Source organism: Paraburkholderia phymatum STM815 (genome assembly GCF_000020045.1).
Taxonomy (GTDB): Bacteria; Pseudomonadota; Gammaproteobacteria; order Burkholderiales; family Burkholderiaceae; genus Paraburkholderia; species Paraburkholderia phymatum.
In genome coordinates, this window is the sequence record NC_010625.1 from 1,758,294 (window position 1) to 1,778,310 (window position 20,017).

Here is a 20,017-nt window from a genome sequence, read left to right on the forward strand (position 1 = left end):
GCCGGCAACGGCGCCTGTCCCACACACCACTTCGGAGATTCTCATGCCTATTGTGACTATTCAGGTGACCCGCGAAGGGAACAAGCCCGGCACCAGCGCAGTAACGCCGCAAGAAAAGGCTCAACTCATCAAGGGCGCGAGCGAGCTGCTGCTGAACGTGCTGAACAAGCCGCTGGAAGCGACCTTCGTCGTCATTCAGGAAGTCGAAAAGGAAAACTGGGGCTGGGGCGGTTTGCCCGTCGATGAATATCGCCGGCAACTGGCGCAGAAAAAGGACTGAGCGCTTTTTCCTTGATGTTTCGTCATTGATCGACGTCGCGCGGAGAGCCTGGCCCGTCTCCGCGCCACTTGCTTATGGCTCGCGATGCGCTCTTGCGCGCCGCCACGCCAGAATGTTGCTCACCGATTCCTGCCTGCTGCCCGGCACGAGTTCGATACGCGCGCCCGCCCGAATGAAGCCAGTTTGCAGCACGCTCAGGTACACGCCGGCGAAGCCGCTCAGGTACATATGCTTGACCGCTTTTCTGTAGCCCATCACGGCGTTGAGCTTGAAACACGGATTGCGCGGCGCTTCCACCCTTAGCCTGACCTGACCGATCAGGAGCGTATCGCCGATCCACAGATCCGTTTCCAGCAAGCCCTGGGTGGTCAGATTCTCGCCGAGCGAGCCGAATGCCAGCGGTTTTCCGGCTTCGGGTGCATCCGCTTCGATGCGCCGTTGCTGCCACCACGGGTAATGCTCAAAGGGATAAAGATAGACGGCCTTGTCGAGGCCGCCGTGGACGCTCAGGTCCGCATGCTCGTCGCCGGCGAGGCCGAGCTTCTGCACTTCGATGGCCGCGCCTTCGCTCGCGCTGCTCACCGAGCGCTTGCGAATCGCCGATTCGACCGTCAGACCTTCGGATGCGCGCCCGATATCGAGCGTCCGGCATAAGCCGATATTGATCGAAAGCAGGCGCGCGCCCTTTTCATCGTCATGCCCGCTGCTGCCGTTTTCTGCATACGTGATCGGGTCGTTCATTGGTAGCCGGCTATTTTGTATGGGAGCGTTAGCGCGCGAACTGCCGCAAACGGCCAACCGCTTCGTCGAGTTCCGCTTCGAGCCGCGCGACCAGTTCCGCTGCGGGCAACGCACGCGCGAGCGCCGCTGCCTGGCCCGCCCATTGCGCGCCGAAACCGAATTCGCCCTTCGCTTTCGCGGCGGCGTGCAGCGCTTTGCCCGCGTCGTAGGCGATGGGATAATCCGGGGTCGCGGGACGATCCGATGCGCGGCCGAGTTCTGTGAAGCGATTCACCATACTGCGCGCCGGGCGCCCCGAAATTGCCGACGTCAGCGTAGTGTGAAGCGCGGCATCGCCGAGAATCGCGCGGCGGTAACCTTCGTCGATCGACGTCTCGGGGCACGGCACGAACGCAGTGCCGAGTTGTGCGGCCTGCGCGCCCAGCGCGAGCACCGCAGCAATGCCCGCGCCGTCCATGATGCCGCCCGCCGCAATGACGGGCAGATCGAATTTCTCGACCAGCAAACGCGTCAGCGCCAACGTGCCGAGGCCTTCGTCGAAGACTTGCGGGTCGAACACGCCGCGATGTCCGCCAGCTTCGATGCCTTGCGCGACGAGCGCGTCGACGCCCGCATCGACGACCTGCTGCGCCTCTTCGAGATTCGTCGCCGATGCCAGCAGCACGATGCCCGCGTCCTTCAACGCCTTGATGGTCTCCTTCGACGGCATGCCAAAGTGAAAGCTCACAATGGCCGGTTTCTCTTCCAGAAACACGTCGAGCATCGCCTGGTCGTCGCCGAAGCTCGTGTAGATCTCGCTCAGTTTTTCAGGCGCGCTTGCGCCGTACTTCGCAAATTGCGGCGCAAGCCAGCTCAGCCATTCCTGTTCGACTTTCGCATTGGCCGCGGCGGATGCATGGCAAAACACATTGATGTTGAACGGCCCGCTCGTCAGCGCACGCGTATCGCGGATAGTCTTGCGCGCGGCCTCGGCTTTCATCGCGCCCACGCCAAGCGAGCCGAGACCGCCCGCGTTGGTGACGGCGGCCGCCAGCGCCGGGGTCGTGACCCCCGCCATCGGCGCCTGGATGATCGGCTTGCTGATGCCCAGCAGACTCAGTAGCGGTTTGCCTTCGGAACGCGTGCTCATGTCCTGTCCTCATCGAAACGGTTAACGCATGCCGGCGCGCCTCAGACGCTGCGCGCGGCGAACGGTGACAGATCCGCCGTGCGTCGATTGCAGGCGCTCTCGCCATGCCATCTATACCTCAAATCATCTTTTCCAGCGGACGACGGGTCAACCATTAAGCGGGCAATTCACTCTTGAGCGCCGGGAACAGGTGCGCTAACCGGGCAGCGGCTCGCTCGCGAATGCGTTCAGCTCGCGTACAAGGCTGGATGCCGCCATCCGCACGAGTTCGCCGCCCTTTTCCGGCGATGCTTGAGCCGGGTCCGAGCCCATGCGGCCATCGGGATAACGCGCACGGAAATCCAATGCCTCGCGGATCGGGCCAGACGGTGCGATCTTTGGCGAGTAGTCGGCGGACTTGATGGCGTCGGGATAGGCCCATTGCGTGATCGCGATTTCAGACGGCGTCGCGTGCGAGCCGTGACCTTCGGGGAACTGCTTGCGCGCCAGTTCACCTACCCCTTCGAGATCCCACCAGTTGCACAGCTTCATCGCAAAACCAGCGTGCCGTTTCGCGAAGCTCGCTTCGACATAGGCCTCGGAGAACGCCGCCTCGATCGATGCGATGTTGCCGCCATGTCCGTTGAGAAACAGGATCTGCTGGAAACCGTGCGTCGCCAGCGAACGGATCCAGTCGCCAATGGCAGCGATGAATGTGGACGGCCGCAGCGAAATCGTGCCGGGAAAGCCGAGGTGATGTTGCGCCATGCCGATATTGAAGGTCGGCGCGACGAGGATGTCCGCCGTCTTCTCCGCTTCGCGCGCGATGATTTCCGGACAAAGCCAGTCGGTGCCCAGCAGGCCCGTCGGACCGTGCTGCTCGTTCGAGCCGATGGGCACGACGATCGCACGGCTGCGCTTCAGGTATTGCTCGATCTCGGCCCAGGTCGATAGATGTAAAAGCATGGAAGCTCCTGTTTTGCCTCGCGCTGCATACGATGTGGCGCGTCGGTCGTGGGGAAAGGTAAAGCCCGTTGCCGCATGCGCGGAATGCAGGCCCGATCCGGACAAGCGTACAGGCAAATCGGCCTAGCGACCAACAGCAACAAGGTTCACGACTCGTTGTCCGCAAGGCAACGGCATCTTTTGCCTCTCATCCATCGACTGTTGAGTGCCGGGTGTCAGTGCATCCGACAGGTTCCGCACGGGAAAGATTCGGCATCGGCACGATGCCCGCGCGCGCCGGCTCGCACAACTGCGCGGACTTCGGACCTGCTATTCTCTGCGGACACGCGGCGCAGCCCTGCGCCGCGACTTCGCAGCGCGTGTGCGTTGCACACCATGCGAGCGACCTCCGCCGATCACGGACACGCCATGCAGCGTCAATTCGAAGACCTACTCCTTGGCAGCATCGAACTGTTCTGCCTCGCAGCCGAACTGGAGAGCTTCACGATGGCAGCAGCGGCTGCGAGCGTGACGCCCGCGGCCGTCAGCCGTTCGGTTGCGCGTCTGGAGGAAAGGCTCGGCGTCCGGCTTTTCGTGCGCACCACACGGCAAATCAGGCTCACCGATGCAGGACGCCGCTACTTCGAGCAATGCCGTCTCGCGCTCAACCAGCTCGCCGATGCGGAACGCGAAGCGACGGGCCAGCAGAGCACGCCGTCGGGCGTGCTGCGCATCAGCATGCCGACGCCGTACAGCCACTATCGTGTGCTGCCCCTGCTCGCGGAATTTCGCGCACTGTATCCGGAAGTGACCGTCGAAACACATCTCAGCAATCGCAACATCGATTTCGCGGACGAAGGCTTCGACCTCGCCATTCGAGGCCGCGCGCCCGACGACTCCGCCCTCATCGCCCGTAAGCTCGAAGACGCCGAACTCGTGGTGGTCGCTTCGCCCGCGTATCTGAAGTCGGCGGGCAAGCTGGACACACCCGACGACCTGATTCATCACGAATGCATTCAGTTCGCGCTGCCGAGCACGGGCCGCAACATCCCGTGGATCTTCCGGCACGAAGATGCAGAAATCGACATGATGACGCGCGGTGGGTATGGCACGTCCGGCGACGTGCTGGCGGGCGCGACGCTCGCGCGACACGGCGCTGGGCTGTTCCAGACCTATCGCTTCGTCGTCGACAAGGATCTGAAGGACGGCACGCTGCGCGAAGTGCTCCAACCGTACGGCGGACGCACGCGGCCCTTCGTGCTGCTCTATCCGCATGCGCGGCATCTGTCGTCGCGCGTGCGCTGCTTCGTCGAGTTTCTGGTGGAAAAGCTCAGAGCGTAAAACGCCCGCCCTTTGCCACTGCGCTGAATTTCGTCGTCCGCCCTTTCTCTCTTGCTCCGACTTATGCTGCCGAACGTCGATTCGATTGTTGCCCGTCTGCGCCTCAAGCAACTGCGTCTGCTGATCGCGCTCGACGAGCACGGCTCGCTGCATCGCGCCGCCGATCAGATGGCGCTGACGCAGCCCGGCGCAACCAAGGCGCTGCGCGAGATTGAAGCGACCTTCGGCGCGACCCTCTTCACCCGTTCGCCACAGGGCATCCAGCCGAACGAGCTGGGACGCTGCGTGGTCCGATACGCGCGGCTGATTCATATGGACGTCGCGCATCTGCGCGAAGAGATGGAAGGCATCCTGCAAGGATCCGGCGGACGGCTCGCAGTCGGTGCGATCACGGGCGCCGTGTCGGGCGTATTGGTGGACGCTTTGACGCGTCTGCGCGAACGGCAGCCCACGTTGACCGTCGAAGTCGTGGAGGACACGAGCGCGCGGCTGCTGGCGCTGCTAGATCAGGGCCGCCTCGATCTCGCCATCTGCCGCACGACTGTCGCGCAGCAGCCCGATCACTACGACTATGTGGAACTGCGCGACGAGCCGCTCGCGATCGTCGCGAGTCCGCTGCATCGACTGGCGAAAGCCCGCAAAGTCAAGCTCGCCGATCTTGCGTCGAGCCGCTGGATCGTCTATCCGAGCATCATGCCGCTGCGTGGCCTGTTCGAGCGCGAGTTCAAGGAAGCGGGGCTTTCCGTGCCGCCGCATCCCATCGAAACGGCCTCGACGATGACCACCGTGCTGATGCTGCAGCGCGACCCGACGCTCGTTTCGCTGATGCCGCGCGACATGGCCGCGCTGCTTGCTGATCACGGCCTCGCGCGGCCGCTTGCAATCGACGTGCGCTCGCGCACCGAGCCTTACGGCATTGTGACGCGGCGCGGCTGCGCGCTGTCCGCCGCGGCGCAGCTGATGATCGACGAGCTGACGTGACGCGCGCCGCCGGCCCGGCTTGCGTTGCCGTCATTGCGTGACTAATATCGATTCATAGCGGCGAACTGCGCGCATCGTGCGCGAACGGCACGCCGAAACCGAACGGCAGCCCGTCGCACATGAAGCCTTACGTCGTCCTGCTTGCAGCATGGATGGCCGCGTTCAGCGCCGCCGGCATCTATTCGGCTCACGCGGACAGCCCGGTGATCGTCGCGCTCGCCAATCCCTCTTCCGATTTCGGCTCGCCGGGCATCCAGCCGGATCATCACGACCGGCACAAGACATCCACGCCGTCGCCAGCCATCATTCACGGTCCGTCGTATCTCTCCGCATTGCGCGAGTACGATGTGCGCTCGCTGACACGCCGGTTTTCATACGGTTCGCCGTCAGGGTTCACGCTGAACAACCACGGCGAATGAGGCTCGATCCGTCAGTGCACAACGGGCGTCCGGCCCTCGATCTGCTGCAGCGACACGCCGACCACATGGTCGCGCCAAACGCCGCACTTCGCAACCACGGGAATCCATGACTGCCGGCCGCGCACATGAGCAAACGCGCGCATCGATACCGTCGACTCGACCGGCTGCGAACCATTGTTGCCCGCAAAGAGGCCCGTGCTTTGATCAACCTTCGCCTTCAGCACGCGGCGGTCCGGTGCGAGAAACATGTCATAACGTGAGGTAGTGCGAATCCAGCGGTCGATCTCCGCGATACAGTTGATGACGGAAGGACGCACGTGAAGGCGTGCGAGATATGCGTAATCGTCGGGCACGTCGGCCTCGGTTTGCGAAAACGCGCTTGTGCAGACCCAGATAAGACTAAAGATGCCCAATAAGGCAGTGATGCTTTTCATTGCTAAGTGGCGCCCAAGAAGTGCAGATGTATTGCAAACTCTCAAGGCGCGAAAGTATACCTGCTTCGCTGGGCTTGCATCGATTGCGTCGTCCGAGTGACTTCAATCCTGCATAACGGATCGCAATGAACCGCTCTCACGTCGCTGTGATCGCGCCGGCGTGCGCGACGCTCGTCGCGTGCTCGCGCAAGGCCAGTCTCTTTTTGCTCGCGCCGAACTACACGGTGCAATCGGCGCTATTTCCAGCGCCGCGTCGCGGATCCGATTGATCGCGCGATGGTCAAGGAGTGCACGCTCGCCTGGGCGCGTGGGGTTAATGCATCGAGTCGAGATCAGAACTCGACGAGCGCGAAGTCTTCCTTGCCGACGTCGCACAGCGGGCAGCGCCAGTCTTCCGGCACGTCGGCCCAGCGCGTGCCGGGCGCAATGCCTTCTTCCGGCAAGCCGGCTGCCTCGTCGTAGATCCAGCCGCAGATCACGCAGACCCACTGCTTGAAGTCGTCCGCGGACGCCTGCGTTTGCGATGCGCCGTTCGAGCCGGCCGTTTCCGTCACGGCTGCGTTGCTGTCCTGATCCAGCGACACGACGAACGGCGCGGGCCGTTCGGCGGCTGACGTGTCGAGATAGCGTTGCAGCGCCTGATGCAACTCGACGGCTTCCTGATGGTTCAGGTCGATCCAGAACGGATCGCCGGCGCCATCGTTGAGTCGGTCGGGCGAAAACTGGAGTTCTACGGCAGTGGCTTTCTTGTACATGTGAAGTGACGTGGAGCGAACGCATGCTGCTGGCGTTCGCCGCGCAGCCGGCCTGACGACCGCTGCACTCAGAAAAAGTGACGCAGCAGCGCGCTGCACAGCGCGGCGGCGATACCGACCAGACCGAGGGTTTCGAGCAGCGTCAGCGAACGGCGAGTGTTGGCACGATTGGGGGTCGACATGAGGCTTGAACAGAATAAATGACGGGTGAACCGTGGGATTGCGTCCGGTCCACGAAAAACGCGAGCCCGGATTTTAAACGCTCATTTGCCCCGCAGCTTTCTTTTCGCTGTCGACTTGCGCGGATCGGGATGCTGCATGCGGGAAAATTGACTTGCAATGCGAGCATCGATTATCGCTCGCGAGAAGGCCGCGATTAATTCCGTGTGGTTGATACAGTCTTTCGGGCGGGGGATTGCGGTCAATGCGCCATTCGTTTTTGCCAACGCGCCGCCGTGCGCCCGCCATGACCGAACGCACGGCGCTGCGGCAATTCACCACAGCAGAACCGCTTTATCGATCGACGGGCGCACAGTCGCCACGGCTCTGGCAATTGCTCTGCCGCCTCGCTTCTTTCGTATCGCCGCCCGTTTCACGGACGCGGTCGTCGGCCCGATAGTATTCGGCGTTCTGATCGGCCTTCGCAAACGAGGCTACGGGCGCGGCCAGGCCGACCAAACCCACGACAGCAAGAACAAACGCAAGGGTCTTCATTCTTCACCTCCTTGTTCGATCGTTGCGATGACAATCGACCGTGATCGCGCACGACCGTTTGCAAACGTTCACGACGCGTGTCTACCGAATGGTCAGTCGTTTGCGTCCGAGCGAGACTGACTTTGCGGAACACCTAAAAAGCATAGTCGCTCGCTTGCGCAGGTGTTAGTCATGCACGGAGGCGGCCGCCCGTCACAGTGATTTGGGCTTGCCCGAGGGTGTCAGGACTTGCAGCAGACCGTCCGTATCTTTCACGATCAGCGCCATCACGAGTTCGATGCCCGGCGCGAGCGCCGCGTGTGCGCCGTCCACGCGTTCGTTGATCCGCTTCAGCAAGGGACCGAGTGTCTCGCGAGCTTCGCGCGCCTTCCTTGCGTTGACGGGGATTTGGCTGACCGCTTCGGCGAGCGCGGACAACGTGCGCGGCAGCGCCTGCCACACCGGGTCGACATGCGGCTTGCCGCCATCTGCGCATGTGTGCGCGAGGGCCTGGCCGAACACCAGCACGTCGCGGTGCAGGCGGCTTAGAAACGGGGGCACCTTGTCGATCGCATCGGAACTGTCCCGCAGGATCGGCACGAACACATGCTCGCGTCCCGCCTCTTGCAGCGCTTCGGCAAGCGCCGTCTGCGCGGCGAGGCTGGTTTGCTCGAGAAGGGCGAGCGCCGTATCGTCGCGAGAGAAAGCGAGCTTGTGCTCGATCATCTGCGCAAGCGCTGCCAGGCAGTCGTGCGCGTTCCGATGCGCGCTCTTCAACGCGCGATTCGGCCACATCACCGTCGCAATGAACGCGGCCGCCGCGCCGATCAGAATCTCGGCCACACGATGCAGCGGCCGCACGAACGCCGAACCGGCGTCCCCTGGCACGAGCAGCACGATCACCAGCGTCACGCACGCGAGCCGCAGCCCCGGCCGCGCAGCGGCAAGCGCCGCGAGCGGCAGCAGCGCAACGGAGAACACGGTCAGCGGATCGAAGCCGCGATCCATCACGACGAGACCCATGCCGCCCACCATTGCACCGATGCACGCGCCGATGATCTGATCGCGCGCAGTGGTGATCGCCTGCGTGAGACTCGGTTGCGTCACGACGATCATCGTCGTGATCAACGCCCAATAGCCCTCGGGCAAGCTCGCGAGTTTCGCGGCGCCGTAGCTGAGCACGCAGCCCGTCAGCGTGCGTGCGAAGCGCCGCGCTTCGGGTGCGCGCAACAGGTTCGTGAGCCAGTCTCGATCTTGTCCTGTCATTCGGGTACTTCCGTCAAAACGCATGAACTGCCTTCATTGGGGAACATGCCTTGCTCCCGTGACTCCCTGTATTCGAAAGCCCTCACTCAGGAGCGTCATGCCGATGCAGCCAGTCCATACCCGTCGCATTGTTTCGATCGCACTGTGCGCCGCCGCGCTGCTCGCATCGAATACGCGCAGCGCCATCGCGCAAGCGTTGCCAGCGGATGCTGCGTCCGCGGCCGTGGCGAGCAGTGTGTCGCCTGTCGTGCCCGTGCCGCCGTCCGATCTATACGTCGCGCTGTATCGCGATGTCGAACTCGCGCATCTGTATCCCGACAGCAAGACCTTCGCCGACATGGTGCCTGACGCGCCGCCGCAACAGATCCTCGCCGATTATGCCAGGCACAAGGACGATGCGCGGTTCGACCTGAAAGCGTTCGTCGAGCAGCACTTCACGCTGCCCGCGCGCGAGACCAAAGACTACGTGTCCGATGCGAATGAGAGCGTGACAGCGCACATCGACACACTCTGGTCCGTGCTCAGGCGGGATCCCGACGCGAGCGCCAGCCCGTGGTCGTCGCTGCTGCCGCTGCCGGACCCGTACATCGTGCCTGGCGACCGCTTCGACGAAATCTACTATTGGGACTCGTACTTCATCATGCTCGGCCTGCGGCAAAGCGGACGCGACAACCTGCTGAAGAGCGAACTGGACAATTTCGCGACCTTGATCGACCGGTATGGCCACATTCCCAACGGCAACCGCACCTATTATCTGAGCCGCTCGCAGCCGCCGTTCTTCGCGCAGATGGTGCGCCTCGCCGCCGATCGCGAAGGCGATCAGGTCTATCTGCACTATCTGCCCGTGCTGCGCAAAGAATACGCGTACTGGATGGAGGGTCACGACAAGGTCGCACCGGGCAGCGCGTATCGGCATCTCGTGCGCCTGCCTGACGGCACGCTGCTGAACCGCTATTGGGACGAGCGTGACACGCCGCGCGACGAATCGTATCGGGAAGACGTCGCCACCGCTCAGGCGACGCCGCAACGCCATGCCGGCGATCTGTGGCGCAATCTGCGCGCGGGCGGCGAAACGGGCTGGGACTTCAGTTCGCGCTGGTTCGCGGACGGCAAGACGCTCGCGACGATCGAAGTCACGTCGATCATTCCCGTCGATCTGAACAGCCTGCTCGTCGATCTCGAACGCACGCTCGCAAAGGCGTACCGCGCCCAGGGCGACGCCACGCACGCGGAAAACCTGGAGCAGCGCGCGGCCGTGCGCGCCGACGCTATCCGGCGCGTGCTGTGGGATCCGCAACTCAACGCATTCGGCGATTACGACTTCGCCCGGCATCAGCTTACGCACCGGCTCAGTGCCGCCACGGTGTACCCGCTGTACGCGGGCGTCGCAACGAAAACGCAGGCCTCGGCCGTCGCCGCAACGGTCCGCGCGCGTCTGCTGCGTCCCGGCGGACTCGCGACGACGACGGTGCAGACAGGCCAGCAGTGGGACGAGCCGAACGGCTGGGCGCCGCTGCAGTATCTCGCCGTCACGGGCCTGCGGCGCTATGGCGACGCGGACCTCGCGCAGCAGATCGCGACGCGCTGGATCGGCACGAACGTCGCTTACTACCAGCACACGGGCAAGCTGGTCGAAAAGTACGACGTCGATGCGCAGGCGGGTTCGACGGCGGCGGGCGGCGGCGAGTATCCGTTGCAGGATGGTTTCGGCTAGACCAATGGCGTGCTGCGCACGCTGATGGCGATGTATCCCGCCGCTGCCGGGACGTCGACGCGACCCGCCGATGTGCCTTCGGGTGCTGAGGGCGTATCGGAAGCGGCGTCGGCGGCAGCCGCTGCGCCGAAGACGACACATCGCCTGCAGCCGACACCTGCGCCTGCCTCCTCGCCTTGAGGCGCTGACGCACTGAAGGGAGCACAGTCTGCACGCCGCCTAACTGCTTGTTACGAAACTCGCACACATGTTGCACCTTCGGCATGGGGCTCCGCGTAGACTGCGCTCACAGTAACCGGCGGGATTCGATACAGCATGCTATTGAAATCGAACGCGCCGGTGCAACATCGGTTCGATCAAAAACCATCGGATAACAGCATGACAGCTTTCGGGAAAGCCACACTCGCCGCCGCAGCGCTCATTGTCGGCGTCAGCGGAACGGCGCACGCAGCAGGCTGCATCAAGGGAGCCGTGGTCGGCGGCGTCGCGGGCCACTATGCGGGGCATCATGCCGTCGTCGGCGCAGTAGGCGGTTGCATCGTCGGACGTCATCTTGCGAAAAAGCACGCCGAAGAACAGGCCGCTCAACGTCAGGCGATCCACGCGCAGTACCAGTAATACAGGCAAGCCGCGCGCAGCGTTCAAACGGTGCTCGCAATTTAAGTCTGTCTTAATTGTCGCGGCTCATTATCCGTTCGCAGGCTTGTCATTGATCCCCTGTCGTGCCGCCAGAGCATCGGCGGCACCTTTTTTCGCGCGCCAACAAGCCGATTGTCTGCGCCGGAAATGAAGAAAAGAGGTACATCACCATGTCGCACAAGTCGAAGAACCGCAAGCAGACCCGCCCCTCTCCCGCCATGTCGCCGCTACTGCGTGCGCTGACGTTCAGCCGCGCAGCGCACGAGCCGATCACGCGGGCCATGCTGCTGCAGGCGTACGCGAGTCTCGATGCGTTCCGGCGCGGCCAGGGTTCGCGCGAACTGTTCACGACGCTCGGCCGGCAACTGCTAGTGGCCGAAGAACTGAGCCGCATCGGTCATGTGCCCGATGCAATCGAAGATATCGCCGAAGCACAGATCGCGATGACCGACATCGACGCAAGCGAAAGGACGAGCGGCAAGTGGACTGTCGAAGGCGACAACTACGCGTGGCTGACCATCGCGCTCGATGCGTTCGAGCGCCAGCTCGCCGTTGCATCGCTGGAAGACATCGCGAAGGCCGAAGCCCGGATGATCGAAGGGTTGATGCGCACCGAGCAGCAACTGGCGCACGCCGTCCCCGCCTGACTGCGGCGCGTGGCGCAACGCGCCTGCCACGGTGCGTGAGAAGGCGCCAGACCAGACCTACAGCTTGTGCAGTTCCGCCTGCATCCAGTCGTGCACCTGATGGCTGAGCTCCTGCGGCGAGCGCTCGACAGGCGACAGCGTAGGCCCGACCACCACGCGGATATGCCCTGCCCCCGTCGGCCATCCTTTTGCGGGCCATACCTTGCCCGCGTTGTGAACGACGGGCACGATCAGTGCGCCCGTCGCACAGGCGAGACGCACGCCGCCCGAGGTGAGCTTCACGGGCGCGTCGTGCGGCACCCGCGTGCCTTCTGGAAAGATCACCACCATATCGCCCTTCGCGAGCCGCCCGGCCGCTTCGCGCGTCACGGCAACGTGCGCCTGACGCGGTGAACCGCGATCCAGGCTGACCATGTCGAGTCCTTTCAGCACCCAGCCGAAGAACGGGATGCTCAACAGATCTTGCTTGAACACGAAGCTGATCCGGCGCGGAAAGAGCGCGAGGAAGGCGAGCGTTTCCCACGTCGACTCGTGGCGGCAGAGAATGATCGACGGTTCGTGCGGTAGATGCTCAAGGCCCTCGATCGTGCAGCGAATGCCGAACGCCCCACGCATCACGGCAACGAGCGCCCGGCACCATAGCGCCGCCAGCCGGTAACGCGCCGACCGGCTGATGAACGGATACAGCAGCAGCATCACCGTGGACCAGAGCGTCCCGCTGCCCAGCAGATACACGATGAAAAGCCATTTGACGAGAACTGCGCGCATGGTGTGAGGCATCGACGAAAAGTGAGAAGGCGCAAGCCAAACCCAGATAGTACCGGCGATGAAAAAAACGCATCCAACATCTCTGCAGCGAGACCCGACCCTCGCGCGGCGCGCCAAAAAAGAAAACGCCGGCCAAAGCCGGCGTCGATGCTGTAGTTTTGAAGGCCCTGGTCGCCTGATGGCGCCGGAAGGCTAGACATTCGGCAAAGGTTCGCGCCGCGTGGCGCTCGCACTTTGCCGACCGTTCAACCCTTCGCCTCTTTCGAATTATCGCCTACCGCGCAAACTTCCCCCGTGCGCAAGCAGAGTATCTCCGACCCGCGCGTGCGGCTATGTGGCGAACCGAACATTCAGACGAAAGACGCTGGCCGTTTCGGCCTCCGCGCAACACATCGCTGCGCCGACGCGGGTGTCACGACACGCTCGCCCGCGCAGGCTCCCGCGACAGCGCGCCCAGGTCCGCGGCCGGAACCGGTCGTCCGAGCAGGTAGCCTTGCAGCGAATTGCAGCCAAGCCGCGTCAGAAACTCCTTCTGCGTCGCGGTCTCGACGCCTTCCGCCACGATATCGATCCCGAGCGTATGCCCCAGCGCGACGACGGACGACACGATAGCGGCATCCTCCGCGTCGTGCGCCAGCTCGCGCACGAAGCCGCGGTCGATCTTGAGTTCGCTCGCGGGCAGCCGCTTCAGGTACATCAGGCTCGAGTAGCCGGTGCCGAAATCGTCGATGGAGATGCGCACGCCCATCTCGTGCAGCGCTTGCAAAATGCGCAGACTTGCCTCGACGTCGCGCATTGCGGCCGACTCGGTCACCTCGATCGTCAGGTGACGCGGATCGACGCGATGCCGCGCGAGCGTGTCGCGCACCAGCGCCGTCAGTTGCGGGTGGCTGAACTGCACAGGCGACAGGTTGACGGCGACGTTCCAGTCGCACGCGCCCGTATCGAGCCATTCGCGGACCTGACGGCACGCTTCGTCGAGCACCCATTCGCCGATCGGCACGATCAGCCCGGTTTTTTCGGCGAGCGGAATAAATTCGTCGGGGCCGATCATGCCCCGCTTCGGATGCGCCCAGCGCACCAGCGCCTCGACGCCCGTGATCGGTCCGTCCGGCGCGGCGAATTGCGGCTGATAGTGCAACACCAGTTCGTTGCGCTCGAGGGCCGCGCGCAGATCCTGCGTGAGTTGCAGCTGGCACTGCATGTTCTCGTTCATCGACGCGTCGAAGAAGCAATGCGCGTTGCGGCCCATCGACTTCGCGTGATACATCGCGGCGTCGGCGTGCATCAGCGCGTCGTGCACCAGCGCGCCGTCGGCTGGACACATCGCGATGCCGATGCTGGTTGAAATCCGCAAGTCGTGGCCGTCCACATCGAACGGCGCGCCGATGGCCGCGAGCAACCGACCCGCAATGATCGTCGCCCCCGCGCGGCCCTCGTCGGGAACGAGCAGCACGAACTCGTCGCCGCCGACGCGCGCCAGCGTGTCGTTTCCGCGCACGGCCGATGCGAGCCGTTCGGCTACCTGCACCAGCAGTCGGTCGCCGACCTGATGGCCGTAGGCGTCGTTGACTACCTTGAAGCCGTCGAGATCCATGAACATCAGCGCGAATTCGCCGCCGTCCGAGCGCGCGCGGGCCAGGGCTTCTTCGAGCCGGCCCTCCAGCAAGACGCGGTTCGGCAGCTTGGTCAACGCGTCGTGCAAAGCCAGATAGCCGAGTTCCTGGTTCGCCTCCGCGAGCGAACGGGTGAGCGCCGCGTTCTCCGTTTCGAGGCGCAGATCTTCGAGCAGCGAAATAGTCAGCGCGACGGCCGTCACCGCCAGCGTCACGACAATGATGAGAAGAGCGAGCCATGTGCCGTTCACACCTTCCGTCGCTGCCGTGCACAGGCTTCCCGCCGGAAATCCCGCGGCGGACATACCTGTGTAGTGCATGCCGACGATCGCGAGACCCATCACGATCGCGGCGCCCGCCCGCAGCGGCCGCATGCGGCGCGAGTTGTGACGCAGGCTGAACGCCGTCTTCAACGCGACACCGGAAGCGGCGACGGCAATGACGATCGACAGCGCGAACAGCGGCACGTCGTAGACGATGCCGGGCTCCATGCGCAGCGCCGCCATGCCCGTGTAGTGCATGCCCGCGACGCCCAGACCCATCAGCACCGCGCCGCCCACGAGCCGTCCGGCGGGCAGCGTCTGCTGACACACGAGCCAGAGCGCGAACGCCGACGACGCGACGGCGATCGACAGCGACAGCAGCGTGACGAGGGGATCGTAGCCGAGCCGGATCGGCAGGCTGAAGGCGAGCATGCCGATGAAGTGCATCGACCAGATACCCAGTCCCATCGCGAACGCGCCGCCCGTCAGCCACAGGCGCGCGGTCCGGCCGGTCGCCGTCGTGATGCGGCCTGCCATTTCGAGCGACGTGTACGCAGCCAGCACCGCGACAAGGAGCGAGAACAGCACGAGGAGACTGTTGTAGCTGCCCTGTAACATAGGAGCCCCCAGAATGTTCTCTCGACCGCTTGCCGGACTTCGATGAATGAAGCAGTCCGTTATCTGCGGAAAGAGGTCAGTGAAGTACGGTTTATCGACCGCTGACCGTAAATGTTAAGTGCCGAATGTCAAATTGCGAGGGTCCGCTCGGTTTTACGATTGCGTTCGGATGCGCCCCACTGGCCGGATTCCGGTATTCGGTGTAGTCCGCGATCTCGCGTTTCTATTTCTGATTTCGCGCTCCGGCGGACCGGCGAAGCCGCGCGGCGCAGCGCGCTAGCCGGTCATGACGAGTATGCGCACGTTGCTGCTCAGCGAGGGCATGATGAAATCGGATACGCGCCCCGCACGAACGTCGAACAGCAGTTGCTCGAGCCTGTCGAGCAGCGAAGGCCCCTGGCTGAGTGCGAATGCGCCCGCGCTCGCGTCTTCCATCTCCCTGATGAGCGCACGCCGGGCGAGGATCACGCGCTCGACGGCGCTTGCTCTCGATACGAAAAACTCTTCCACGTGGCCGAATCCTTTTCGGCGCGCTCAGCGTTGTTTGACCGCGCCGCCGAAGCTGTCGATTGGTCGGCGGCGCGTCGGGCACGCGCACGGTGCTTGCGCCGCATCGGCGTCAATACTGACAGCCGGAAGCGGCTTGCACGCGCGCGTGAAAGACGAGGTGAGGAAATACCTTCAGCGGGGCGCCGGTATCGGCGCGCGCTTCAATTCAAACAGCATCAATCGTCCTTCTGATTGCCGGCGCGCGAACACCACGCTTCGGCGATGGCGAATTCTGGCTTTGGAAGTTCCAGATTGCGACGGGCACGTAGCGGACTTAGTCTGCACTCGCGAGCCGTCGCCTTCGCCTCGGAACCAGGAGACACCCATGCTTTCCGCTTTCGTAGAAACGATTGGAGCGCTCGGCATTCTGGCGAGCGTCGCAGCGAAGATCGCCGAATGGCACAAGGAGTACCGGCGCTGCAAGAAAGCTTGCGCCGATACAAAAAAACCTCCTTGGCGGGGTCCATGAACCGCCCGTGAACCGAGCCTTTCGTCCAGCCCGAAGCGTCATCCAGTTCGCCGCGACGAGACCCGTCGGGTTCGCCGCCAGCGTTGCCGTTATGCGAGCTTGATCGAGGTCGGGTCCGCCGTCAGGTAGCCGACCGCCGAGCCGAAGCGATCCTTGTAGTTGGCGCGCACGAGGGGATCGAGCGTCGTCTGCACCTTCGCGTGCAAACTCGTCCAGTCGCCCGCGTGCTGGAAATTGCTCATGATGTACGTCCAGCCGTTGATTTCGTCGACGGCATGCAGCCCCGTCGACTCCGCACCCGCCGGACACGACAGAATGCGCGACAGCGTCTTCGTGTCGACGTTGTACGCCCACAGGAAGTTGTTCACGTGCATGCCGCTGTCTTCGCCGATAAAGAGCGTGCGCAGTTTCTCGGAGAACTTGATGTTGTCGGGATTCGCGATCTTGTCGGCGTTCGCCGTGTTGCCGAGGCTATCCGCCGTCGACAGGTCTTCGCCGACCAGTGCCGCGGGCGCGCTCATGTCGACGGGCACCCATTCGCTGTTGATGGCCGCGCCGCCCAGGTCGCTCTGTCCGGCTTTCATGTTCAACGCGTAGACGGCACCCGACGAAATGCCCTTGTCGAGCGCAATGTCCGTCGAATGCGCGTTGCCGCGCACCATCGACGACGTGATCTGCGACATCGCCGAATACAGGATCCTGTCTTTCGCGTTGACCGTCGTGCCTTCGAGCTTCGTGAAGCCCATGCTCGCGCCGCGCAGCGCGGCGTAGCGATGGGTTTCGAGAAACGCAGCCGCTTTTTCCATGCCCGGCTTGATGCGAATCCAGTTGAACTTGCCGCCGAAGTGAATCCGCGTGTAGGTTGGATCGACGGGCGGGTTCGCTTCGTCGGTGACGATGTCCATGATGTCCGTGATCGTCAGCGTGTTGGCGAGCGCCTCGATTTCGTCGCTGGTCGCGTGGCCAAGACTGAGCCACGTGAGCGTCGCAGAGCCGGCGCCCGCCGACGATGTTTGCGTCCACTTCGCCACATACAGCGTGCCCGCCGACAGGTTCGCTTCGTTGTCGGCGACGAACATGAAGAGGCCGCCGTTAGTCGCGTCGTCGCCCATCAGCACGGTGCGCTTGTCGGGCATCACCTGAATCAGCTCGTGCGAAATGCGGCCGAGGCAGTAATGCTTCTTGACGGTGCCCGTGCCGTCGGGATTCACCGTGATTTCCGGCAGATGCCCATAGTGATACGGACGCGCCGCCGATGAGCTGCCGTACAGGTTCTGGCTATACGCCTGGAACTGCGTGTTCGTCGCGATGGTCGCTGCGTCCGGCTCGTATTCTTCGCTCGACAGAAGTTAAGTGCTTTCCCCTCGAACAAGCCGGAAACGCTTGTGGCTATTGAGTTTCCGTTTGTACAGCATGAATTAGCGTGTACCACCGCGAATTGATGGTGCAAATTTCCGTCTGCACACTCCCCTTGCAGCACCGACGAAAGTCCTATCCAAAAAGGGGATGAAAATGGCAACGTTTCAGGAACGGAAGAACAGCGACGGCAGCAAGTCTTATCGCGCCACCATCCGTCGTAAGGGGCACTACGCAAGCGAGACATTCAGCACGCGCGAGGAAGCTGACCAGTGGGCCATCGCAATCGAGACACGCATTGCAGGCGGCGCAGCGATTGAGGGCGGGGACATTACGCCAAGAACGACTGTCCGCGACCTCATCGCGCGCTACATGCGCGAAGTCTCGACGACCAAAAAAGGTAGCTACGCAGAGCGAAACCGATTGGGCACGCTGCTGGATCGCTATTCCGTGTTCGATAAGACCATCGTCGAATTTAGCTCGACGGACATTGAAGCCGTTCGGGATGCGCGCATGCGCGGAAGCAAGGATCACGCGCCAGTTTCTGCATTGACCGTGATCCGCGACCTCGGCTGCCTTTCCGGCGTCTTTCGGCACGCGATCAAAAAATGGAAAGCGCCGTTTACCGTGAATCCATGCAAGGAGGTGGACCGACCGAGAGCGCCGCGCGGTCGCAGCGTGCGCGTCCGCGATGACGATATGCGTAAGCTGCTCGACTGGAGCGGATACGTGCCCGGCGCTGACCCCGCGAACGCTCGGCAATGGATGGCATGGAGTGTGTTGTTTGCCCTCGAAACTGCTATGCGTCGCGGCGAGTTCATGCGCATGCGCTGGACGGACATCAATCGCGGCGAACGTGGCGTACATTTGCCCGACACGAAGAACGACGAGGCGCGCGACGTGCCGCTGACCAAAAAGGCACTTGCGCTGCTCGACAGTCTGACCGAAGGAAAACCCGAGGACCGCGTTATCGGAATTACCTATCACACGTTTGGTAACGCGTTCTATAAGTGCCAGAAAGCGACGGGCATCAACGTTCGCATACACGATTGCCGACATGAGGCGACGACCAATCTGGCAAAGAGAGTGAAAGACCCGTTGTGGCTCGCAAGCATCACAGGCCATCGTGATCTGCGCTCACTGAAAATCTACTTCAACCCGACGACGCGTGAACTCGCCGAGCAACTCGACGACGACTGAACGACTCGGGACGAGAAAAAAACCCCGCGTAATGCGGGGTTTTTCTTTCTTCGGCTGCGCAGGATTTAAAGAATCTGCCAGGCTACGCGGCTACGCGCAGTTACTCGGCTTTCCCTGTGTCGACGCCGGGAATGGTGCACTGCACTCGATACACGCCCTCCGGAGTCAGCGAATAGCGAAAAGTAGTACCTTTGCCGCCGAGGATTCGGGCGATCCGATGCCACGTTCCGTCAGTTGGGGGCATGTGCGCTTCGTCATAAGGGATACACACCGTATTACCCGGCGTAACCATCCCTTCCAGCGCGGGCATTTCATCAACAGTTATCCGAAATTCATGCTCACCGCCGACATGCAAACAGTTCTCATAGTTCGAAACTGGACGAATGTGAGTCACTGACATTCAACACCCAGAGTTGGAGTTTTCCCTGCGTGCATTCTAACGCCTACGACCGTACCCGTCCGACCCCGGAATTTGCGGCTTACGCGCATCAGACAGCGCGGCTGCGGGGCTGGCGCGCCGTGGCTGCTAATGCGCGATTCGCTCCGCGCGTCGTCAGCGCTGCATCTGTACGTCCGACGACGCGCGGGCGTCAGGCGACTTTCTGACGCTTGCCGCGCGGACGACCGAGGCGAGGGACGCGGCGCGCACGCTCGACCGCCTTCGCTGCGCCCGCTTCGCGCGCCTTGCGCATCTGCTCATCGAACGTCGTCAGACCGTCCTGCGCCTTCGCCCATTCGTCCACCGTATGCGGGTGCCAGCGCTGCTTTCGAGTCCACGTCACGCGCGGGGGCAGCTTGCCCGGCATCGACGCATAGCGGCGTACCGTCGCGAGCGTCAGCCCGAGCCGCGCCGCAAGGTCTGCTGCGGTGAGTAGACCCTCGACTGACGTGGGCGATTCTCTGGGGCTGTGTTCGTCGTCTGCTTCGTTTGTGGGTGACATTGTGTATTGCTCCGTTCGTTATAGTGGCAAAAAATAGTAGGTCGTACCCGTCATGCGCCCCGAGTGGACGCGCGACAGTGCTCCCGACTCATACATAACCCGCGTCAGGCTCGATACGCGCTGGTAGTCAGCGCCGAGCAGTTCCGCAAGTTCCCCATTCGTATAGCCTTGCATCTCATCTTCCCGCAGCACTGCCAGCACGTTGTCCCATGTGAGATTGTTCGGTTTGCCATACATTTCGCGTTTTTTCATTTTCCGCTCCCTTGGCAGTTCA

22 protein-coding genes and 2 pseudogenes are annotated in these 20,017 nt (G+C 63.0%); 10 read left to right on the forward strand and 14 right to left on the reverse strand.

What is annotated here, in order from left to right; all coding sequences use genetic code 11:
• Positions 1 to 43 precede the first annotated feature (43 nt).
• Positions 44 to 280, forward strand: coding sequence for a tautomerase family protein (locus BPHY_RS35215; protein WP_012406253.1), 237 nt, complete (start codon positions 44 to 46; stop codon positions 278 to 280).
• A gap of 72 nt (positions 281 to 352) precedes the next feature.
• On the opposite strand, the gene BPHY_RS35220 is transcribed toward BPHY_RS35215, so the two are convergent.
• From BPHY_RS35220 to BPHY_RS35230, 3 genes are all read right to left on the reverse strand, one after another.
• On the reverse strand, positions 353 to 1,021 hold the full coding sequence (locus BPHY_RS35220; RefSeq protein ID WP_012406254.1) for an MOSC domain-containing protein: 669 nt from the start codon (positions 1,019 to 1,021) through the stop codon (positions 353 to 355).
• Positions 1,022 to 1,049: 28 nt separating this feature from the next.
• A complete protein-coding gene (locus tag BPHY_RS35225) occupies positions 1,050 to 2,150 on the reverse strand; it encodes an NAD(P)H-dependent flavin oxidoreductase (protein ID WP_012406255.1) in 1,101 nt (366 codons plus the stop codon).
• Positions 2,151 to 2,345: 195 nt separating this feature from the next.
• Entirely contained in the window at positions 2,346 to 3,095 is a 750-nt protein-coding gene (locus BPHY_RS35230; protein ID WP_012406256.1) for a creatininase family protein, read from the reverse strand.
• Positions 3,096 to 3,503: 408 nt separating this feature from the next.
• On the opposite strand from BPHY_RS35230, the gene BPHY_RS35235 reads away from it, so the two are divergent.
• From BPHY_RS35235 to BPHY_RS35245, 3 genes are all read left to right on the forward strand, one after another.
• Positions 3,504 to 4,415 (forward strand): LysR family transcriptional regulator, encoded by a 912-nt coding sequence (locus tag BPHY_RS35235; RefSeq protein ID WP_012406257.1) that lies wholly within the window; start codon positions 3,504 to 3,506, stop codon positions 4,413 to 4,415.
• A 63-nt stretch (positions 4,416 to 4,478) separates the two neighbouring features.
• Positions 4,479 to 5,396: a LysR family transcriptional regulator gene (locus BPHY_RS35240; protein WP_012406258.1), complete on the forward strand. Its 918-nt coding sequence runs from the start codon at positions 4,479 to 4,481 to the stop codon at positions 5,394 to 5,396.
• A gap of 119 nt (positions 5,397 to 5,515) precedes the next feature.
• Positions 5,516 to 5,815, forward strand: coding sequence for a hypothetical protein (locus BPHY_RS35245; RefSeq protein WP_012406259.1), 300 nt, complete (start codon positions 5,516 to 5,518; stop codon positions 5,813 to 5,815).
• An 11-nt stretch (positions 5,816 to 5,826) separates the two neighbouring features.
• On the opposite strand, the gene BPHY_RS35250 is transcribed toward BPHY_RS35245, so the two are convergent.
• Positions 5,827 to 6,168, reverse strand: a complete 342-nt coding sequence (locus BPHY_RS35250; RefSeq protein ID WP_244257580.1) for a BspC domain-containing protein — start codon at positions 6,166 to 6,168, stop codon at positions 5,827 to 5,829.
• 206 nt (positions 6,169 to 6,374) lie between these two features.
• Between BPHY_RS35250 and BPHY_RS42215 the strand changes: the two genes are divergently transcribed.
• Positions 6,375 to 6,518 (forward strand): hypothetical protein, encoded by a 144-nt coding sequence (locus tag BPHY_RS42215; RefSeq protein WP_157686904.1) that lies wholly within the window; start codon positions 6,375 to 6,377, stop codon positions 6,516 to 6,518.
• A 63-nt stretch (positions 6,519 to 6,581) separates the two neighbouring features.
• Here BPHY_RS42215 and BPHY_RS40535 read toward each other — a convergent pair whose 3' ends face one another.
• The 3 genes from BPHY_RS40535 to BPHY_RS35265 all read right to left on the reverse strand — a co-directional run bounded on the left by BPHY_RS40535 (position 6,582) and on the right by BPHY_RS35265 (position 8,963).
• Positions 6,582 to 7,004 (reverse strand): rubredoxin, encoded by a 423-nt coding sequence (locus BPHY_RS40535; RefSeq protein ID WP_012406261.1) that lies wholly within the window; start codon positions 7,002 to 7,004, stop codon positions 6,582 to 6,584.
• 513 nt (positions 7,005 to 7,517) lie between these two features.
• Positions 7,518 to 7,718, reverse strand: coding sequence for a hypothetical protein (locus BPHY_RS42220; RefSeq protein ID WP_041765897.1), 201 nt, complete (start codon positions 7,716 to 7,718; stop codon positions 7,518 to 7,520).
• Between the two features lie 192 nt (positions 7,719 to 7,910).
• Positions 7,911 to 8,963, reverse strand: coding sequence for an FUSC family protein (locus tag BPHY_RS35265; RefSeq protein ID WP_012406263.1), 1,053 nt, complete (start codon positions 8,961 to 8,963; stop codon positions 7,911 to 7,913).
• Positions 8,964 to 9,060: 97 nt separating this feature from the next.
• Here BPHY_RS35265 and treF point away from each other — a divergent pair.
• The 3 genes and pseudogenes from treF to BPHY_RS35280 all read left to right on the forward strand — a co-directional run bounded on the left by treF (position 9,061) and on the right by BPHY_RS35280 (position 11,963).
• Positions 9,061 to 10,857: pseudogene (treF, locus tag BPHY_RS35270) on the forward strand (alpha,alpha-trehalase TreF).
• Positions 10,858 to 11,055: 198 nt separating this feature from the next.
• Complete coding sequence (locus tag BPHY_RS35275; protein ID WP_012406265.1) at positions 11,056 to 11,295, forward strand: hypothetical protein; 240 nt, start codon at positions 11,056 to 11,058, stop codon at positions 11,293 to 11,295.
• Between the two features lie 191 nt (positions 11,296 to 11,486).
• A complete protein-coding gene (locus BPHY_RS35280) occupies positions 11,487 to 11,963 on the forward strand; it encodes a hypothetical protein (RefSeq protein WP_012406266.1) in 477 nt (158 codons plus the stop codon).
• 57 nt (positions 11,964 to 12,020) lie between these two features.
• Here the strand turns inward: BPHY_RS35280 and BPHY_RS35285 are convergent, their stop codons facing one another.
• The 3 genes from BPHY_RS35285 to BPHY_RS35295 all read right to left on the reverse strand — a co-directional run bounded on the left by BPHY_RS35285 (position 12,021) and on the right by BPHY_RS35295 (position 15,738).
• Positions 12,021 to 12,731, reverse strand: coding sequence for a lysophospholipid acyltransferase family protein (locus BPHY_RS35285; protein ID WP_041765900.1), 711 nt, complete (start codon positions 12,729 to 12,731; stop codon positions 12,021 to 12,023).
• Between the two features lie 412 nt (positions 12,732 to 13,143).
• Entirely contained in the window at positions 13,144 to 15,228 is a 2,085-nt protein-coding gene (locus BPHY_RS35290; protein WP_012406268.1) for a putative bifunctional diguanylate cyclase/phosphodiesterase, read from the reverse strand.
• 276 nt (positions 15,229 to 15,504) lie between these two features.
• On the reverse strand, positions 15,505 to 15,738 hold the full coding sequence (locus BPHY_RS35295; protein WP_041765902.1) for a hypothetical protein: 234 nt from the start codon (positions 15,736 to 15,738) through the stop codon (positions 15,505 to 15,507).
• Positions 15,739 to 16,102: 364 nt separating this feature from the next.
• Between BPHY_RS35295 and BPHY_RS42810 the strand changes: the two genes are divergently transcribed.
• Positions 16,103 to 16,246: a hypothetical protein gene (locus BPHY_RS42810; RefSeq protein WP_167538902.1), complete on the forward strand. Its 144-nt coding sequence runs from the start codon at positions 16,103 to 16,105 to the stop codon at positions 16,244 to 16,246.
• Between the two features lie 89 nt (positions 16,247 to 16,335).
• On the opposite strand, the pseudogene BPHY_RS35300 reads toward BPHY_RS42810, so the two are convergent.
• Positions 16,336 to 17,592, reverse strand: a pseudogene (locus tag BPHY_RS35300) (PhoX family protein); the annotation flags it as partial.
• A gap of 166 nt (positions 17,593 to 17,758) precedes the next feature.
• Between BPHY_RS35300 and BPHY_RS35305 the strand changes: the two are divergent.
• Positions 17,759 to 18,802: a tyrosine-type recombinase/integrase gene (locus BPHY_RS35305; protein WP_012406270.1), complete on the forward strand. Its 1,044-nt coding sequence runs from the start codon at positions 17,759 to 17,761 to the stop codon at positions 18,800 to 18,802.
• A 100-nt stretch (positions 18,803 to 18,902) separates the two neighbouring features.
• Here the strand turns inward: BPHY_RS35305 and BPHY_RS40545 are convergent, their stop codons facing one another.
• From BPHY_RS40545 to BPHY_RS35315, 3 genes are all read right to left on the reverse strand, one after another.
• Entirely contained in the window at positions 18,903 to 19,202 is a 300-nt protein-coding gene (locus BPHY_RS40545) for a hypothetical protein (protein WP_012406271.1), read from the reverse strand.
• A gap of 190 nt (positions 19,203 to 19,392) precedes the next feature.
• Positions 19,393 to 19,743: a MerR family transcriptional regulator gene (locus tag BPHY_RS42960; protein WP_012406272.1), complete on the reverse strand. Its 351-nt coding sequence runs from the start codon at positions 19,741 to 19,743 to the stop codon at positions 19,393 to 19,395.
• 18 nt (positions 19,744 to 19,761) lie between these two features.
• Positions 19,762 to 19,995, reverse strand: coding sequence for a hypothetical protein (locus BPHY_RS35315; RefSeq protein ID WP_012406273.1), 234 nt, complete (start codon positions 19,993 to 19,995; stop codon positions 19,762 to 19,764).
• Positions 19,996 to 20,017: the final 22 nt, after the last annotated feature.

Coding starts and splice junctions, on each gene's coding strand:
- BPHY_RS35215 (WP_012406253.1), top strand. CDS start 44: ATGCCTATTGTGACTATTCAGGTGACCCGCGAAGGGAACAAGCCCGGC.
- BPHY_RS35220 (WP_012406254.1), bottom strand. CDS start 1,021: ATGAACGACCCGATCACGTATGCAGAAAACGGCAGCAGCGGGCATGAC.
- BPHY_RS35225 (WP_012406255.1), bottom strand. CDS start 2,150: ATGAGCACGCGTTCCGAAGGCAAACCGCTACTGAGTCTGCTGGGCATC.
- BPHY_RS35230 (WP_012406256.1), bottom strand. CDS start 3,095: ATGCTTTTACATCTATCGACCTGGGCCGAGATCGAGCAATACCTGAAG.
- BPHY_RS35235 (WP_012406257.1), top strand. CDS start 3,504: ATGCAGCGTCAATTCGAAGACCTACTCCTTGGCAGCATCGAACTGTTC.
- BPHY_RS35240 (WP_012406258.1), top strand. CDS start 4,479: ATGCTGCCGAACGTCGATTCGATTGTTGCCCGTCTGCGCCTCAAGCAA.
- BPHY_RS35245 (WP_012406259.1), top strand. CDS start 5,516: ATGAAGCCTTACGTCGTCCTGCTTGCAGCATGGATGGCCGCGTTCAGC.
- BPHY_RS42215 (WP_157686904.1), top strand. CDS start 6,375: ATGAACCGCTCTCACGTCGCTGTGATCGCGCCGGCGTGCGCGACGCTC.
- BPHY_RS40535 (WP_012406261.1), bottom strand. CDS start 7,004: ATGTACAAGAAAGCCACTGCCGTAGAACTCCAGTTTTCGCCCGACCGA.
- BPHY_RS42220 (WP_041765897.1), bottom strand. CDS start 7,718: ATGAAGACCCTTGCGTTTGTTCTTGCTGTCGTGGGTTTGGTCGGCCTG.
- BPHY_RS35265 (WP_012406263.1), bottom strand. CDS start 8,963: ATGACAGGACAAGATCGAGACTGGCTCACGAACCTGTTGCGCGCACCC.
- BPHY_RS35275 (WP_012406265.1), top strand. CDS start 11,056: ATGACAGCTTTCGGGAAAGCCACACTCGCCGCCGCAGCGCTCATTGTC.
- BPHY_RS35280 (WP_012406266.1), top strand. CDS start 11,487: ATGTCGCACAAGTCGAAGAACCGCAAGCAGACCCGCCCCTCTCCCGCC.
- BPHY_RS35285 (WP_041765900.1), bottom strand. CDS start 12,731: ATGCGCGCAGTTCTCGTCAAATGGCTTTTCATCGTGTATCTGCTGGGC.
- BPHY_RS35290 (WP_012406268.1), bottom strand. CDS start 15,228: ATGTTACAGGGCAGCTACAACAGTCTCCTCGTGCTGTTCTCGCTCCTT.
- BPHY_RS42810 (WP_167538902.1), top strand. CDS start 16,103: ATGCTTTCCGCTTTCGTAGAAACGATTGGAGCGCTCGGCATTCTGGCG.
- BPHY_RS35305 (WP_012406270.1), top strand. CDS start 17,759: ATGGCAACGTTTCAGGAACGGAAGAACAGCGACGGCAGCAAGTCTTAT.
- BPHY_RS40545 (WP_012406271.1), bottom strand. CDS start 19,202: ATGTCAGTGACTCACATTCGTCCAGTTTCGAACTATGAGAACTGTTTG.
- BPHY_RS42960 (WP_012406272.1), bottom strand. CDS start 19,743: ATGTCACCCACAAACGAAGCAGACGACGAACACAGCCCCAGAGAATCG.
- BPHY_RS35315 (WP_012406273.1), bottom strand. CDS start 19,995: ATGAAAAAACGCGAAATGTATGGCAAACCGAACAATCTCACATGGGAC.